The 15108-nt window shown below is 65.4% G+C and carries 15 protein-coding genes and 1 pseudogene; 5 read left to right on the forward strand and 11 right to left on the reverse strand.

Translation table 11 applies throughout. The features are described from left to right. Nucleotides 1-36: 36 nt before the first annotated feature. The 6 genes from CAP40_RS12075 to katG all read right to left on the reverse strand — a co-directional run bounded on the left by CAP40_RS12075 (nucleotide 37) and on the right by katG (nucleotide 7036). Nucleotides 37-1053, reverse strand: coding sequence for a HAMP domain-containing sensor histidine kinase (locus tag CAP40_RS12075; protein ID WP_086129759.1), 1017 nt, complete (start codon nucleotides 1051-1053; stop codon nucleotides 37-39). Beyond that, nucleotides 1050-1727: a response regulator transcription factor gene (locus tag CAP40_RS12080; RefSeq protein ID WP_086129760.1), complete on the reverse strand. Its 678-nt coding sequence runs from the start codon at nucleotides 1725-1727 to the stop codon at nucleotides 1050-1052. Before CAP40_RS12080 ends, CAP40_RS12075 begins: the two co-directional genes overlap by 4 nt. A gap of 74 nt (nucleotides 1728-1801) precedes the next feature. Further along, nucleotides 1802-2491: a cytochrome b/b6 domain-containing protein gene (locus CAP40_RS12085; RefSeq protein WP_086129761.1), complete on the reverse strand. Its 690-nt coding sequence runs from the start codon at nucleotides 2489-2491 to the stop codon at nucleotides 1802-1804. A 67-nt stretch (nucleotides 2492-2558) separates the two neighbouring features. Further along, on the reverse strand, nucleotides 2559-3260 hold the full coding sequence (locus CAP40_RS12090) for a VIT family protein (RefSeq protein WP_086130084.1): 702 nt from the start codon (nucleotides 3258-3260) through the stop codon (nucleotides 2559-2561). A 198-nt stretch (nucleotides 3261-3458) separates the two neighbouring features. Then, nucleotides 3459-4694, reverse strand: a complete 1236-nt coding sequence (locus tag CAP40_RS12095; protein ID WP_086129762.1) for a DUF4010 domain-containing protein — start codon at nucleotides 4692-4694, stop codon at nucleotides 3459-3461. A gap of 179 nt (nucleotides 4695-4873) precedes the next feature. Next, nucleotides 4874-7036, reverse strand: coding sequence for a catalase/peroxidase HPI (gene katG, locus CAP40_RS12100; RefSeq protein ID WP_241213352.1), 2163 nt, complete (start codon nucleotides 7034-7036; stop codon nucleotides 4874-4876). Nucleotides 7037-7461: 425 nt separating this feature from the next. Between katG and CAP40_RS12105 the strand changes: the two genes are divergently transcribed. From CAP40_RS12105 to CAP40_RS12125, 5 genes and pseudogenes are all read left to right on the forward strand, one after another. Continuing rightward, complete coding sequence (locus tag CAP40_RS12105; RefSeq protein ID WP_086129764.1) at nucleotides 7462-7905, forward strand: hypothetical protein; 444 nt, start codon at nucleotides 7462-7464, stop codon at nucleotides 7903-7905. After that, nucleotides 7887-8201: pseudogene (locus tag CAP40_RS12110) on the forward strand (YeeE/YedE family protein); the annotation flags it as partial. The gene CAP40_RS12105 and the pseudogene CAP40_RS12110, both read left to right, overlap by 19 nt. Continuing rightward, nucleotides 8198-8614, forward strand: a complete 417-nt coding sequence (locus CAP40_RS12115; protein WP_241213353.1) for a DUF6691 family protein — start codon at nucleotides 8198-8200, stop codon at nucleotides 8612-8614. The pseudogene CAP40_RS12110 and the gene CAP40_RS12115, both read left to right, overlap by 4 nt. Beyond that, the gene (locus CAP40_RS12120; RefSeq protein WP_206431121.1) at nucleotides 8611-9501 is read left to right on the forward strand and encodes an alpha/beta hydrolase; all 891 of its coding nucleotides are present in this window, start codon (nucleotides 8611-8613) and stop codon (nucleotides 9499-9501) included. The genes CAP40_RS12115 and CAP40_RS12120 overlap by 4 nt, the downstream gene beginning before the upstream one ends. Before the next feature lie 158 nt (nucleotides 9502-9659). Beyond that, on the forward strand, nucleotides 9660-9947 hold the full coding sequence (locus CAP40_RS12125; protein ID WP_086129767.1) for a barstar family protein: 288 nt from the start codon (nucleotides 9660-9662) through the stop codon (nucleotides 9945-9947). A gap of 5 nt (nucleotides 9948-9952) precedes the next feature. Here CAP40_RS12125 and CAP40_RS12130 read toward each other — a convergent pair whose 3' ends face one another. The 5 genes from CAP40_RS12130 to CAP40_RS12150 form a co-directional block, all read right to left on the reverse strand. Further along, complete coding sequence (locus CAP40_RS12130; RefSeq protein WP_086129768.1) at nucleotides 9953-11224, reverse strand: sensor histidine kinase KdpD; 1272 nt, start codon at nucleotides 11222-11224, stop codon at nucleotides 9953-9955. 100 nt (nucleotides 11225-11324) lie between these two features. Beyond that, nucleotides 11325-11537: a hypothetical protein gene (locus CAP40_RS12135; protein ID WP_086129769.1), complete on the reverse strand. Its 213-nt coding sequence runs from the start codon at nucleotides 11535-11537 to the stop codon at nucleotides 11325-11327. Nucleotides 11538-11641: 104 nt separating this feature from the next. Beyond that, complete coding sequence (locus CAP40_RS12140; protein ID WP_179188126.1) at nucleotides 11642-12883, reverse strand: N-succinylarginine dihydrolase; 1242 nt, start codon at nucleotides 12881-12883, stop codon at nucleotides 11642-11644. Beyond that, entirely contained in the window at nucleotides 12883-13893 is a 1011-nt protein-coding gene (locus CAP40_RS12145) for an arginine N-succinyltransferase (RefSeq protein WP_086129771.1), read from the reverse strand. Before CAP40_RS12145 ends, CAP40_RS12140 begins: the two co-directional genes overlap by 1 nt. After that, complete coding sequence (locus CAP40_RS12150) at nucleotides 13890-15098, reverse strand: hydrolase (protein ID WP_086129772.1); 1209 nt, start codon at nucleotides 15096-15098, stop codon at nucleotides 13890-13892. Before CAP40_RS12150 ends, CAP40_RS12145 begins: the two co-directional genes overlap by 4 nt. Nucleotides 15099-15108 lie beyond the last annotated feature (10 nt).

Raw genomic sequence — 15108 nt, forward strand, 5'->3', positions numbered from 1 at the left:
GAACCCTGACGAGACAGGCGACAGGTCAATCGGCAGTCAGGGTTCGGGGAAGCGCAGTATCAAATCATGGCGATCGGGATCGGTCTCGAGCGTGCCTTCGTGCGCGGCCATGATCCGCTCGACGATGGCGAGGCCAAGCCCAGCGCCGTCCTTGCTGGCATGATCGGCGCGGCGATGGCGTTGCACGAGATTGCGTAGCCGGTCTGGCGGCAGGCCAGGCCCTTCGTCACGCACGCTGATGCTTGCACCCGGACCAACAAGCACCTGGATGGCGCCGCCGGCCGGAGTCACCCGCACGGCGTTCTCGATGAGGTTGCGCAGCGCCGCCGAAATCGCCTCGCGCCGACCCCGCGTGACGGGCGCGTGAATGCCAGTCACGAGTTCAATGGTCTTGCCTCCGGCAATGATGGCCGGCGCGGCCGCCCCGACGACATCGCTTGCCACATCGCTCAGCGATATCTGCGCCAGCGGGATCTGGGCGACTGCATCGGCATCGATCTGCGCCAGCAGCATGAGCTGATCGATCAGCCGACGCATTGCCGCGACATCCTTTTTGAGCCGCTCCGCATCGTCATGCTCCAACCGATCGAGTTCGAGGGACAGCAAGGCGAGCGGTGTGCGCAGTTCGTGCGCGACATCGGCGGCGAAGGCTTCCTGGCGCTTCGCCGCTTCGTCGAGGCGCGCGAGCAGGTCGTTGACGGCGCTAGTGAAAGGCAGCGCTTCGGTAGGCATCTGCGAATTGTCGATACGGAAGCCGCGCTCATGGCCTTGCACCGCCTCGATCTCCGCCGCTACCTCTTCGAGCGGTCGGAATGCCTGGCGGATCACGCGAAGCACAAGCACGGTAACGGGGATCATCAGAATCGCCACCGGCAGCGCAACATGCTCAAGCATTTCGCGGCTGGCGCGCGCCATCGCCGCTTGCGCATCGAGATGGGCGAAGGTGAAACTGTAGAAGAAGACGACAGCAGCCAGCAGCAGGAAGGTGCCGACCAGACCGATCAGGCCCAGGCCGCGTTTGAGGCGTCGCGATACGGATCGGCGATCGGTCACGCGCCATTGTCCTTCAGCATATAGCCAACGCCTCGAACGGTATGGAGCGCGCCGGTGACGTGAGCATCCTCCAGCTTGCGCCGCACCCGCGAGATCGTGGCCTCGATAGCATTGGGCGTCACAGGATCGCTGAAACTATAAAGGGCATTCTCAATCACGGCGCGATGCACGACCGTTCCCGCGTGCCGCATCAACAATTCCAGCAGATCGGCTTCGCGGCGCGACAGATCGATCTCCTGATCGCCAGCGCGGGCGGTGCGGTTGGCGACGTCGAAATATAGTCGTCCTACCTCGATCACCGGCTGTATCCGCACGCCGGGGCGACGTAGCAGCGCGCGGATGCGCGCTGCAAGTTCATCGATCTCGACCGGCTTCACGAGATAGTCATCCGCTCCGGCATCGAGGCCCGTGATGCGATCCTCCAATGCCCCGCGCGCGGTCAGCATGATCGCGGGCGGCATCTCGTGATATTTTCGGCGGCTCGTAAGCCAGTCGGTTCCGTCGCCATCGGGTAGCCCAAGGTCGAGCACGATCGCGTCATAGGTTGCGCCGCCCATCGCATCCTCGGCCGCTGCAAGGCTATGGGCGACATCACACACGAAGTTCCGGCGCTGGAGGCCGTCTGCGACCAGCGCTGCCATTCGCGCATTATCTTCGATGACGAGAAGACGCATGAATCACTGGAACCTTCGAGGGAGATGATGATCGCTGGCCATGATCCGTTCTAGCAGGGGGCCGTCAGAAGTCTTCAATCCTTGTCCTCGTGATGTTCATGGGCGCCATCGCGCATATGCGGTGTGAACGCGGTCGGCTCGCTCCGAAGGATCAGGATCACCGCCAGGATGATGGTGGCGCTGCCGACCAGCAGCGCAAGTGCTCCGGGCGCCCGCGCGTCACGAGTATCAGGATGAAGACCGGCTCTCTTGCGGCCGGTGACCATCGCGCGAACCAGATTTTCACGAGTGAGAAACGACATCAGGACAACGGCGCCGACATGGAGGGCGACGAGCGCCAGCAAGCCATAGGCAAGCGTTTCGTGGAAATCCTTGTCGAGCTTGTGCGCCGCGACGCTAACACCGCTCCAAAGGACGATTCCGGTCAGGCCAAGCAGGGCGAGGACGGCGATCGCTCCGAGCGGATTGTGTCCGACGGAGCGTTCCGGACGGCCGGCGAACAGCTCGCGCACATGCGAGCCGATCGCCGTCGGTTTGATGAAACGCGCAAAGCGGGCATGTTCGCCGCCGACCAGGCCCCAGACCAAGCGAAACGCCAGCAGCACAGCGGCGCACCATCCTGCCACCATATGCCAACTGGCGATCGGGCTGTCGTCTTCGGACGATAGAAAAGCCACCAGAATGGCCAGAACGAGCAGCCAATGGAACAATCGCAGCGGCGCGTCCCAGACCTTCAACGTGTCCGCCTGAGCGAGATTTGTCATACAATTCTTCCTTCCCGAAGGAAGGGCTAGGCAGATTGTCTGACCGAATCCTGACGAGAACGAGGGGCTATACGACCGTCCCGAACAGCCGCCCGATCCCTGCTGTTGCCGCCATGGCGAGCGCCCCCCAGAATGTCACCCGCAAGACCGAGCGCACCGGCTGCGCGCCACCGGCCCATGCGCCGAGCGTACCGAGCAGTATGAGGAACAGCAATGTCGCGGCGATCTCGATCGGCACGAGACTGGCGCGCGGCGCGACAGCGACCAGTGCCAGCGGCATGAGCGCGCCTGTACTGAAGGTCGCCGCGGAGGTGAGCGCCGCCTGGAGTGGACGGGCGGTCACGACTTCGGAAATGCCAAGTTCATCGCGCGCATGGGCGCCCAGCGCGTCGCTGGCCATAAGCTGATCAGCGACGCGAAGCGCCAAGTCCTTGTCGAGCCCGCGCGCCACGTAAATCTCGGCCAGTTCATTGCGCTCAAGGTCTGGTTGACCGGCCAACTCGCCGCCTTCTCGGGCGAGATCGGCTTTCTCCGTATCGGCCTGCGAACTCACCGACACATATTCCCCGGCGGCCATGGACATCGCGCCTGCGACCAGCGCTGCTGCGCCAGCCACCAATATCCCCGACTTTTCGGCGCCTGAAGCGGCAACGCCGACGATCAGGCTGGCCGTCGACACGATCCCGTCGTTGGCGCCGAGTACAGCGGCACGCAACCAACCGATGCGTGACACCGCATGACGCTCAGGATGGGTTCGCAATCTGCTCATAATGTCCTCGCAAAGCATAGGGTGGTTGTCAGCCTTTTCTGACGAAACCCTGACGGCCGGCATCGCGCACTGGCATGGATGATATAGACCGCCGGCGCGGCAGCCCTGGCCGCCATCTCACCGGGGCCGCGGCTCTCGTTTGACTGGCGCTGGGAAGTGCGCGCGCATGGACCAACCCCTCCGACGTGGTGCATTGTGTCAGCCAACAAAGACCGTCAGCCATGCCGCGCCGATGATCAGTAACTGGGCTGGAATGACACGGGCGGCAAAGGCGCGCGTTCCCACCGTTGCGGAAAAGAAAATCTTGGCGAGGGTACTGGTGGTGCAGGCGGTCAGGATAGGAAGGATGGCTTGCGGCGCGGCCATCGTGCCGTCGGCGACCTGTGCCGCTAATGAAATCACCGCGGCATGAACGTCCAGCACCCCGCCGATCGCGGCTACGGCGATAAGCCCAGCATCCCCGAACCAGGCTCTGAGGGCCGCTGCGGACATCAGCATGATCGCCACCGTGGCGGCAAAGGTCAGTGCCATCAGCAGATTGAAGGACCTGCTCATTCTCGGCGGTTCAGCCGTAACCTCGCGCCAGGCCGCGAGGGTCAACCATCCGCCCGACAAAAGTGCGGCCAGTCCGGCTGCGCCCACCGGCAGGATGGTAGCAAGAAAGGTACGATGGTCCGTTGCCTCGATCACCACGGCCATCTGCGCATAATTGGCGACGGTCGATAGAACCGCCGCTGCCGCACCCGCCGCGGCGGAGGCGGGATTGGCGCGAACCCAGGCACCCATGGCCCCGATAGTTGCCGAGCTGGAAACGAGCCCCGAGATGAGGCCTAGTGCGGGCACCCCCAGGCGCGCACCCAATAGCCGCGTCGCCACCTGGCCCAGCGCGTTGATCCCGAGGATCATGACAACGACCATCCAGATCGAATGCGGATTGAGCGCGTCGAATGGCCCCATCTGCCGGTCCGGCAACATCGGCAGCACGATCAGGGTGGCGCCGGCGATCAGCAGGATATCCGCAATCTCGTCCGCGCTGATCGTCTGTCCGACGAAGCGATGGAGCGGATCGCGGGCTGCCAGCACGATCGCGATCAGCACCGCAAGAGCCCCCGCCAGCAACGGCGCAGTTACGGCAAGCGCCCCAAGCAGCGTAGTGGCGACGAGGCTAACTTCCGTGGTGATGCCGGGGTCGGTTGTATTGCGCCTGCGCCAACTGCTCAGCAGGGCCAGCGCGGTCATGCACAGCATCACGATCGCGATCATCCACTGCTGCGGCATCAGAGCTGCACCACAGCCCAGTAAGGCAGCGATCGTGAAGGTGCGCAGCCCCGCTGCGGCCGGACGGTGGACCTTGCGCCGCTCGCGCTCCGCTCCGATCAACAGGCCGATGCCCAGCGCAACCGGGAGGTGGTGAATGAGGCCGACGTCGTCCATGGACAGGGTTCTGTGCTCCTACGCGCCGAGCTAGAGGCAAGCACTTCAAAACCCCTCGCCACGATGCACTGACAATCAACTCGGACCACTCGGTGGCGGCTGGCCACGGGAGGATCGGGAGCGGCGGCGCCAGGGGGCAACGCCGCCGCTCCACGTCCAACCAATAGCTAGAAGGTCGCCTAACTACGGTCGGCGTTCATGACCTTGGTCCAGGCCCGCACGAAGTCGTCCACAAACTTCTGCTTCGCATCGTCCGAGGCATAGACTTCGGACACCGCGCGCAGCTCTGAATTGGAGCCGAACACGAGATCCACCGGGGTGGCCGTCCACTTCGCGGCGCCGGACGCGCGGTCCTTGCCTTCGTAGAGCCCCGGCGAGCCGACCGACTTCACCCAGACCGTGTTCATCGACAGCAGGTTGACAAAGAAGTCGTTGGACAGGTTGCCGGGGCGAGCGGTGAAGACACCATGTCGAGTGTTTCCGGCATTGGCGCCGAGCGAGCGCATACCACCGACGAGCACCGTCATTTCGGCGACCGTCAGGCCAAGGCTATCGGCCTTGTCGACCAGCGATTCAGCCGGGCCGAGATCGGCCCTAGCCGAATAGTAGTTGCGGAATCCATCGGCCTTCGGTTCGAGGAAGGCGAAGGAGGCAACGTCGGTCTGTGTCTGCAATGCATCGACCCGGCCCGGCGTGAAGGGGACCGAAACCCGCTGTCCTGCCCGATCCGCCGCCTGCTCGACAGCGGTGTTCCCGCCCAGCACGATGAGATCAGCCAGCGACACTTGCTTACCGTCCTTGCGGCCCTTGATGAAGTCCGCCTGGATGCGCGTGTAAGCCGCCAGCACCTTCTTCAGCTCTGCCGGATCGTTGACCACCCAATTGCGTTGCGGGTCGAGGCCGACGCGAGCGCCATTGGCGCCACCGCGGCCATCTGTGTCCCGGTAGGTCGAGGCCGAGGCCCAAGCCGCACGCACCAGTTCGCCGGTGGAGAGGCCGGAAGCGACGATCTTGGCCTTGAGCTGCGCGACGTCGTTGTTGTCGATCATCGCATAGTCAGCCTTGGGCAGCGGGTCTTGCCAGACGAAGGTCTGGTTCGGGACGTCCTTTCCGAGATAGCGGGTCTGCGGCCCGACGTCGCGGTGGGTCAGCTTGAACCAGGCGCGAGCGAAGGCGACGGCGAATTCTTCCGGATGCTCGCGCCAGCGCGAGGTGATCTTCCGGAAGCCCGGATCTTCCCGCATCGCGATGTCGGTGGTGAACATGATCGGCGCGTGCGTTTTGCCCGCGACATGGGCGTCGGGCACCAGGGCCGTCGCTGCCGGGTCGCTGGGCACCCACTGCACCGCGCCGGCGGGGCTCTTGGTCTTCACCCAGGTGAAGCCGTAGAGGTTGTCGAGATACTGCGTGGTGAAGGTGATCGGATTGGCCGACCATGCGCCTTCCAGGCCGCTGGAGACCGTATCTTCCGCATTGCCCTTACCGCATTTGTTGGCCCAGCCGAGGCCCTGCTGTTCGATCGGCGCGACGCCGGGATCGCCGCCGACGCAATCATCGGGTTTATGCGCGCCATGCGCTTTGCCGAAGGTATGGCCACCAGCGATCAGCGCGGCGGTTTCCTCGTCGCTCATTGCCATGGCTCCGAAGGCACGGCGAATATCAGCCGCCGCCGCCAACGGATCGGGATTACCGCTCGGACCTTCGGGATTGACGTAGATAAGACCCATCTGTGTCGCTGCCAGCGGTCCGCGAAGATTACCCTTCTCGTCCCGCCGTTCGTCCATCATCATCTTGGTTTCCGGTCCCCAGAAGACGAGGTCCGGCTGCCAGGCATCGACGCGGCCGCCCGCGAAGCCGATGGTCTTGAAGCCCATATCCTCTAGGGCGACGTTGCCGGTCAGAACCATCAGGTCGCCCCAGGAGAGCTTGCGGCCATATTTCTGCTTGATCGGCCAGATTAGCCGGCGCGCCTTGTCGAGGCTCACATTGTCGGGCCAGCTATTCAGCGGCTCGAAACGCTGCTCGCCACCACCGGCGCCGCCGCGGCCGTCCCCGGTGCGATAGGTGCCCGCACCATGCCAGGCCATGCGGATGAAGAAGGGGCCATAATGCCCATAATCCGCAGGCCACCACGGCTGCGAAGTGGTCAAAACCTTGCGGATGTCGGCTTTGACCGCATCGAGATCAAGCGAGGCGAATTCCTTCGCATAGTCATAGTCCGCACCATAGGGATTGGATTGCGCTTCGTGCTGACGCAACGACCTCAGATCGAGGCTTTTGGGATACCATTCCTTGGCCGTCGGTGCCGCGCTTTGGGCGAAGGCGGCCGGCGAGATCGCCATGACGGCTATCGCCAATAAAGATATTGTTGTCCTACGCATTATGTCCTCCTGTTGTGGTTGAAGAAGTGGGAGTCCCGTGGACGGTTGGGCCGCCCGTGCCGCCCGTGCCGCCCGTGCCGCACGACAGCAGGCGCCGCCATACAAAATCGGAATTAGGGGAGGGGATGACGCGACCGTTCATTGGGCCGGGGATTTCAGGTAGGCGGTCAGCGCCGCGCGATCGGCGGGTTTCGACGGACCTATGATGGGATCGCAGTTTGCTCATCATGTCCTCACAAGGCGGCATGGGGATTCCAAACTTTCCTGACGGAACCCTGACGAGCCGTATCGTTCAATCATGTGGGCAACATTCGGGATGTAAGCCGACTTCTTGTCGGTCAGCATCGGAGCTTGAATTGGCGGGGATTGCCAATTCTAGCCGGATCATGACTTCCTTCCTCCTCTTGTTCCTGATCGTTTTGGGCATCAACCTCCTGCCTGCCTTCGGACCACCCACCTGGTCGATCATCGTCTTCTATGGTCTAAACAGTGATCTGCCGATCGCATCGATCGTCATCGTTAGCGCGCTTGCCGCCGCCTTGGGGCGGCTGTTGCTCGCCCATAGCTTCCGGTTTCTCGGCGGCCGCCTACCGGAAAAACAGAAGCGCAATCTCGGCGCTGCGCGCGAAGCGCTAGAAGCGCGGCCGCGCAATATGATCCTCGGGCTTGGTTTGTTTGCTCTGTCGCCCTTGCCATCAGCGCAATTGTTTGCCGCGGCGGGACTGGCAAAGGTACGCCTTCTTCACTTCACTGCCGCGTTTTTCGCAGGCCGCCTCGTCTCCTATTCGATCTACGCGGCGACCGCTAAGGGGCGCGTGCCATCGGACTAGCCGACAACGGCGCGCCGCGTGGAATCGCGACCGCGTTCATCCTCGGCCTGCCGCTCGGCGCGCTGATCGTTTCGCTGCGGGGGGCTATCGACGCCAGCTTTCCCGGACCCAGCCTGCTCGTGGTCGCTGGTCTTCTGGTCGGCTTCGGCACGCGTCTCGGTTCGGGTTGCACCAGCGGTCACGGCGTCTGCGGGGTCTCGCGCCTGTCGCTGCGCTCTGTGCTTGCGACTGCTCTTTTCATGGCCAGCGGCTTTGCCACGGTCGCCATCATGCGTTTGGCCGGTTGGGTCGCATGAAGGCGATCCTGGCCTTGATCTCGGGCATGCTGTTCGGTGCCGGGCTTGCCATCTCAGGTATGGCCGATCCGGCGCGCGTTCATAGCTTCCTAGACCTGTTCGGACGCTGGGACCCGACGCTGGCATTCGTCATGGGTGGCGCGATCATTCCGATGGCGATCGCATGGATAATCCAGCGACGTCTGGAACGCCCTTTGGCCGACGCTGCCTTCAATCTGCCCGAGACGCGCGAGTTGAACGGAAAGCTTGCGCTTGGAGCGATCCTGTTCGGCATGGGCTGGGGCGTGGGCGGGCTATGTCCTGGCCCCGCATCCTTAAGCGCCGCCGCGGCATCCACCTTGCCATCGTGGAGCCGAGCGCGGACCACTACTATCAGCCGGGCTGGACGATGGTGGGCGCAAGGGGAGCGGTGATCCCGCTCTATCCCAAGGGTAGCATTCCGGCGCTGGGCGTGCCCGAAGCTCGGGACACGCAACCGGACGGCGAAACGCTGATCTATGATGTCAGCGAACCAGCATTGGAACTGTTCCGGCCAGCGCCGGGGCAGGCGAACGGCACTGCCGTCATCGTCGCGCCAGGGGGCGGATTCGTGGCGCTGGGCTATACGCGCGGCGGAACGGAAATAGCGCAAGCGCTGGCCCGTCACGGCTTCACCGCGTTCGTTCTCAAATACCGGACGATCCGGAGCGGCGACGGCCCGATGCGGATGCCCGATGCCCATATGCGCGAGATGGACATGGTCATGGCGCGGGCGAAAGGCGGCGAGCCCGTCGAGATGCCGGCGTTCGCAGGCGAACCCCATGCGATCGAAGACGGCGCGCGCGGGGTAGCCATCGTGCGCCAACGCGCCGCCGAATGGGGCATCGATCCGCACAAGGTCGGCGTGATCGGTTTCTCGGCGGGGGCCTATCTCGCGGCCGATCTAGCGATCGGCGCGAAGCCGTCGCGCCCTGACTTCGTCGGGCTGATCTATGGCGGTTTGCGCACCCCTGTCCCAGCAGATGCGCCCCCGGCGTTCATCGCCGGCGCTGCCGACGATGAGTATCAGCCGAACGATCCCATATTGCTCTATTCGGCTTGGCGACGAGCCGGAGCAGCCGCAGAGCTGCATCTGTACGAGCGCGGCGGGCACGGGTTCGATCTGCGTCCTCAGGGCACGACAAGCGACCACTGGTTCGATGAACTGATCTGGTGGTTGCAGGCACGCGGCCTCGTGACGCCGACGGGTAGCCCGGCTGACGCTCTTCGCACTACTATCGGCGGCGCACGGCGACACGCTGCATCAGCTGACGTGGAGTGACGGCGCTATAGTAGGGCAAACGGCGAGATATATTCGTTATGTTTATCCGGTGCGGGGCGCCATTAAAAACCCCGCTAGGCCAATGGCTTAGCGGGGTTTTTATGTTTTGGTGCTCGGGGGCGCTTGGTGCTCCGGCCGGGCCCTGCGATGTAGGCATCATGCGGACCATCCACATCGATTGCACGGGGGTGACGTCGCCGGGAGCGTTCTGGCAACGTTATCTCGACGCCATCGCCCCCGCGCAGACGGAATCGTTCGGACGCAATCTGGACGCCTTCTGGGACGCCGTGGAAGCCGGAGGGCCGGGATGGCCCGGCGAGGCAAGGCTGGTCTTCACGCATTCGGACGCGCTGCGGCCGCTGCAATGCGAGGACGGCACGTCCTTCCTGGATGCGCTGCGCCGAATCGCGGACGAGGCGACCGCGACGCGGATCGAACTCACCTGAGCGAATCAGGCCGTGGGCGGATTGCCCGGCAGGATCACCGTCACGCGCAGGCCGCCGATCGGCGACCGGCTCGCCTCGATCCGCCCGTGATGCGCCTCCACGATCGCCCGCGCGGTCGCCAGGCCCAGGCCCGAGGCCGCCGATTCGTCGGCGCGGTCCGAACTGCGGTAGAAAGGCTCGAACAGGCGCTGGGCGAGCATCACGTCGACGCCGGGGGCATTGTCGTCGATGATCAGTCGCCAGGCGTCGCGCGAACTCTCCAGGCCCAGCACGATGCGGCCGTTGCGCGGCGTGTAGCGCAGCGAATTGTCGATCAGCGCGCCGAACAGCTGCTCGATGCGCGCGCCGTCCCATTTCACGATCACCGTATATTCGGGGAGCGTGCTGGTCTCCAGCCGCACGCCCTGCGCCTCGGCGCGCTTGCGATCGGCATAGATGGCGTTGTGGATCAGCGCGCGCGGGTCGACCGAGGCGAAGGTGACGGGGAGCCGGCCGAGATCGGCGAGCGCCACCGCGTTCAGATCCTCGGCCATGTGGATCAGCCGGCGGGTATCTTCCTCGATCGCGCCGATCAGCGCGGGCGGAAGCGGCGGCTGCACTTCGCACAGCTTGATGAAATGCTCGCCCATATTCTCGGTCGGGCCCTTGAGCTCGCCCGAGATCGAGACCAGCCAGGTGCGGCGCGCGGTTTCAAGACGGCTGAACTGGCTGGCGATGCGGCGCAGGTTGCGCATCGTCGCCACCACTTCGGCCGGTCCTTCCTCGTCGAAATAAAGGTCGAGGTCGCCGTTCACCACGTCGCGGCTCATCCGGTAGAGCTGGAGCTGCGGCCGCGACCAGCGCCGCGCGAAGACATAGGCCATCACCAGCAGCAGCACGAACAGCACCACCACGATGGCGGCCACGCCGATATACTGGGTGGCGAGCACGCGCCGGTCCTGGTCGGAAAGCTCGGGCGGGCGGACCACCCGCGCCGTCGCCACCGTACGGCCATCGACCTGCACGGGGCGCTCGGCGCGCGCGGCCAGCGAGGTGGTGGGGCCGGCGATCGCATGGCCCTGCGGATCCACGAGCAGGACGCGGCCGGCAAGCGGCCCGGGCAGGTTCGCGACCTGATCGAGCGGGCGCCCGGCGCGGGCCGCTTCGGCAACCGTCTGGACAAAGGCGTCGAGCCGCTCGCGATCGCGCTGGGCCAGCTCGGCCTGCTGGCTCTCGTGCATCACGAATACCATGAGGCCGCCCGGCACGATCGCCGCGAGCAGCGCCTGTGCCGCCAAAGAGGAAAAAATGCCTCGAAACAAACGCACGCGCTCAGAACCTCCCCACAGGCCAGCTCGCCGGCCCTAGCCCCCGACTATTACAGACGCAATTCCCCGCTCAATCCGGAACATCGAAGCTGTCCAGTATCTTGGCGCCCGCCATGAATACAGCAATCGGGCACAACGCGAAGAGCATCCAGCCACCCCAGCCCGGAAACTTCCCCAGATAATGGACGCCGCGTTCGGTCGCCCCACAAGCAAGACCATAGATGACCAGAAAGGCCTCGAACTTGGTCTTGATCGTGAACAGGCGACGGATGCGATAGAGCATGGGAAAGGTTAAGCAAGCGCCGGGCCAAGCGCCAAAATACGTAGTTTCGCGTTAAATTAGATAGTTAACTGTCAATTATCCCGACAGTTCGGCCGCTGGTGGCGTTAGAGAAGCTCGGGGATCTCCAAGGCCTCCAGCAGCGCCCGGCGCGCGACCTCGATCCGGGCTATCAGTGCGGGATCGGCAATCGAATCGAACGGGATCGCCTCGGGCCAATGCGCCTCGATCACCCTGGCGATACGATCGAGCTTGCCGTCATCGACCAGGAAGCGCGGGTCGACCGTCGCGGGATCGCAGGCCACGCGCAGGCGCAGGCAGGCAGGCCCGCCGCCATTGGCCATGGACTGGCGAACATCGACCACCTCGAGCCGCCGGATCGGGCCGTTGCCCGCGACATGCTCCTGCAGCCAGCGCCATACCGAGGGCGTGTCGCGTGCCTCGCCGGGCAGCACCAGCGCCATTTCGCCCGAGGGCAGGGTGACCAGCTGGGCATTGAACAGATAGGATTTGATCGCATCGGCGAGGCTCACCTGCGCCGCGGGCACCTCGACGATCTCGACCTGAGGCAGCATCGCGCGCAGATCGGCGTAGAAGCGATCCTTTCCGGCAAAGGCCAGCTCGTGCGCGAACAGCACGGGGCCGTTCGCCACCGCGACCACGTCGTTGTGAAAGGCGCCCGCCGCGATCGCTTCCTCGGATTGCTGGACGAACAGCACGCGCTCGAGCCGATGCTTCCGCGCCACCGCCGCGCTCGCATCGGGGTGCTGGCGCGCGGGGAAGGGGCCGCCCGAGATGCCGTAGACGAATATCTCCACGCCCGGCGCTTCATGGCTGGCGGCGAGCCGCATGTGATTGGCCGCGCCCTCGTCGCCGAACGGCGCCGGCACGGGAGCGTGCACCGCAAAGGCGGGATCGGCGAAGGCGAGGCGGAGCTGCGCCAGCGTCTCGGGCCATTCATGGCTGCGATGGGGCATCGTCACCAGATTGGCGACGCTGAGATGGCATTTCCCGTCCGCGGTGTCGGGCGCAGGCGAGACGGTGGCGGCATTGGCCGCCCACATCGGCGAGGCGGACAGCGCCTGGGCCTGGGTGTGCGGCGGCGCATCCTCGAAACGCGTGCCGAGGCTGGCGAGCCAGCGATGGTCGGGCCGGGCATGGGGGAGGAGAATGCCCTGGGTGAGCCCGAGCGCGAGATTGGCGCGCATTTTGGCGACCCCCTGCAGCGCCGCGGCGCGCGGAAAGGAAGTCTCGCCCCGATTTCGCGTCGCGGCGAGGTTGCCGTGGCTGAGCCCGGCATAATTGTGGCTCGGGCCGATGATCCCGTCGAAGTTGATCTCGATCAGCATCACCGCCCCACATGCATGACTTCGCCGCCCGTGCCGACGCCGAGCAGCTCGGCGGTACGCGAGTCGATCGCCACGCCCCCTTCGCGCTCGGCCACGCGGCCCTGGGTCACGCGGAACTGCTGGAGCCTGCCCGTGGCGACCAGCGCCGCCTCGCCGCCGGCTTCGATCGCCACCACCTTCGCCGTTTTCGCGTCACGCACCGTCTTCACCTGATCGGTGCGCGCGGTCATCGTTGGGCCGCCGTCGAAGATGTCGACATAGCGTTCCCAGGCGAAGCCTTCGCTCTCCAGCATGCGCATCGCGGCGCGGCCGGAGGGGTGGGGCAGGCCGATCACGCTGCGTGCGCTCTCCTGCAGCATCGCGGTATAGATCGGGTGCTTGGGCATCAGATCGGCGATGAACTGGTTGCCATGGATGGCGTTGAAGCTGTCCGCCTCCTGGAAGTTCATCCCGAAGAACCGCCCCGCGACGCCGTCCCAGAAGGGCGACCCGCCGGCTTCGTCGATCACGCCGCGCAGCTCGGCCAGGATCCGCTCGGCGAAACGCTGGCGGTGGCGGGCGATGAAGAGGTAGCGGCTGCGCGCCAGCAGCATGCCGAGGCCGCCGGCCCGCTCGCCCGGGTGCAGGAACAGCCCGCCGACCTCGCTGGCCCCTTCCAGGTCGTTGACCAGGCTGAGCGTCTCGGCGCGGAAGGTGCGGCCCAGTTCCTCGCTGTGCTTGGTCTCGGTGGCGAGGCGATAGGAATAGAAGGGCCAGCGCTGCCCCACCGCGGTGAAGATCTGGCAGGTGCCGCGCACTTCGCCCGTATCCATGTTCTCGAGCACGAGCACGAACACGTCGTCGCCGCTCTCGTCCTCGCCGCGCTCGAAGGCGGCATGGCTGCGCGCGAGCTTGGCGCGGAGCACTTCCTTCTCGGGCTGGAGATTGGTGAAGCCGCCGCCGGTCAGCTTCGCCATCTCGTAGAGCGCCTGCAGATCCTCGTCGCGGGCGGCACGGATCACGAAACTCATATTTTCCCCTTCTCGGCGATACGCAACATGGTGACGGCGGAGAGGGCGGCGCGCTCGGCCAGGCTCTCCGGGATCAGGAATTCTTCGGCGCTGTGGATGAAGCCGCCGCGCGCGCCCATGGTGTCGACCACCGGCACGCCCGCCGCGGCGATGTTGTTGCCGTCGCACACGCCGCCGGAGAATTTCCATGCGACGGGGATGCCGAGATCGACACCGGAGGCTTTCACCAGTTCGAACAGCTTCTCCGCGCCGGAGTCGAGCGGCTTGGGCGGGCGGTTGAAGCTGCCATGGACATGGATGCGCACGTCATGCTTGACCGACACGATCGCGACGGCCTGGTCGATCGCGATCCGCGCCAAGGTGATCGCCTCGCTGTCCCTGGGGCGGAAATTGACTCGCAGGATCGCGAGATCGGGGACGACATTATTGGGTCCGCCGCCGTCGATCTTCGCGGGGTTGACGGCCAGGCCGGGAGCCTTGGCGTCATTCAGCCGCATCGCCAGGTCGGCCGCGGCGACGAGCGCGTTGCGTCCCTCGTCCGGATTGCGCCCGGCATGGGCCGACTTGCCATGGACGAGGATCGAGAAATTGCCGGTGCCGCCGCGCGCGCCGGCCAGCGTGCCGTCGGGCAAGGCAGGCTCATAGGTGAGTGCCGCGATCTTGCCCTTCGCGGCGCCGGCGATCAGCCCGGCGGAAGAGAAGGAGCCGGTCTCCTCGTCCGAATTGATCAGCACCTCATACCCAAGCCGCACCGCGAGCGGGCTGTCCTCAATCGCCTCCAGCGCGGCGAGCATCAGCGCGAGCCCACCCTTCATGTCGGCGGCGCCCGGCGCGTTGAGGTTGCCGTCCGGCAGCCAGCGGTTCGCCTGGAAGGGATGATCGGCGCCGTAGACGGTGTCCATATGGCCGGTGAGCAGGATCTGCACCGGCGCTTCCGGCCGCACGGCGAGATGGAGGTGGCGGCCATGCCCCAGCGCCTCCACCCGTCCGTCGGCGGTCACGCTTTCGGCGGGCTCGGGGTCCAGCAGCGCCAGATGGCCGGGCAGAGCCGAAAAGGCATCGGCCAGCACGTCGGCCATGCGGCCCAGCCCCGCCAGGTTGCGGGTGCCGCTGTTGATCGCAGTCCAGGCCTCGGTGCGCGCCAGCATGGGCGACGCCGCGGCTCTCTCCACTGCCGCGCATTCTGTCTTGGAAAGCTCGGTCATCCCGAGCACC

The organism is Sphingomonas sp. IBVSS2 (genome assembly GCF_002127225.1).
Lineage (GTDB): Bacteria > Pseudomonadota > Alphaproteobacteria > Sphingomonadales > Sphingomonadaceae > Sphingomonas.

Excerpts from the sequence above, each read along its gene's own strand:
- CAP40_RS12080 (WP_086129760.1), bottom strand. The coding sequence starts at position 1,727 with ATGCGTCTTCTCGTCATCGAAGATAATGCGCGAATGGCAGCGCTGGTC.
- CAP40_RS12085 (WP_086129761.1), bottom strand. The coding sequence starts at position 2,491 with ATGACAAATCTCGCTCAGGCGGACACGTTGAAGGTCTGGGACGCGCCG.
- CAP40_RS12090 (WP_086130084.1), bottom strand. The coding sequence starts at position 3,260 with ATGAGCAGATTGCGAACCCATCCTGAGCGTCATGCGGTGTCACGCATC.
- CAP40_RS12095 (WP_086129762.1), bottom strand. The coding sequence starts at position 4,694 with ATGGACGACGTCGGCCTCATTCACCACCTCCCGGTTGCGCTGGGCATC.
- katG (WP_241213352.1), bottom strand. The coding sequence starts at position 7,036 with ATGGCGATCTCGCCGGCCGCCTTCGCCCAAAGCGCGGCACCGACGGCC.
- CAP40_RS12105 (WP_086129764.1), top strand. The coding sequence starts at position 7,462 with ATGACTTCCTTCCTCCTCTTGTTCCTGATCGTTTTGGGCATCAACCTC.
- CAP40_RS12115 (WP_241213353.1), top strand. The coding sequence starts at position 8,198 with ATGAAGGCGATCCTGGCCTTGATCTCGGGCATGCTGTTCGGTGCCGGG.
- CAP40_RS12125 (WP_086129767.1), top strand. The coding sequence starts at position 9,660 with ATGCGGACCATCCACATCGATTGCACGGGGGTGACGTCGCCGGGAGCG.
- CAP40_RS12135 (WP_086129769.1), bottom strand. The coding sequence starts at position 11,537 with ATGCTCTATCGCATCCGTCGCCTGTTCACGATCAAGACCAAGTTCGAG.
- CAP40_RS12140 (WP_179188126.1), bottom strand. The coding sequence starts at position 12,883 with ATGCTGATCGAGATCAACTTCGACGGGATCATCGGCCCGAGCCACAAT.
- CAP40_RS12145 (WP_086129771.1), bottom strand. The coding sequence starts at position 13,893 with ATGAGTTTCGTGATCCGTGCCGCCCGCGACGAGGATCTGCAGGCGCTC.
- CAP40_RS12150 (WP_086129772.1), bottom strand. The coding sequence starts at position 15,098 with ATGACCGAGCTTTCCAAGACAGAATGCGCGGCAGTGGAGAGAGCCGCG.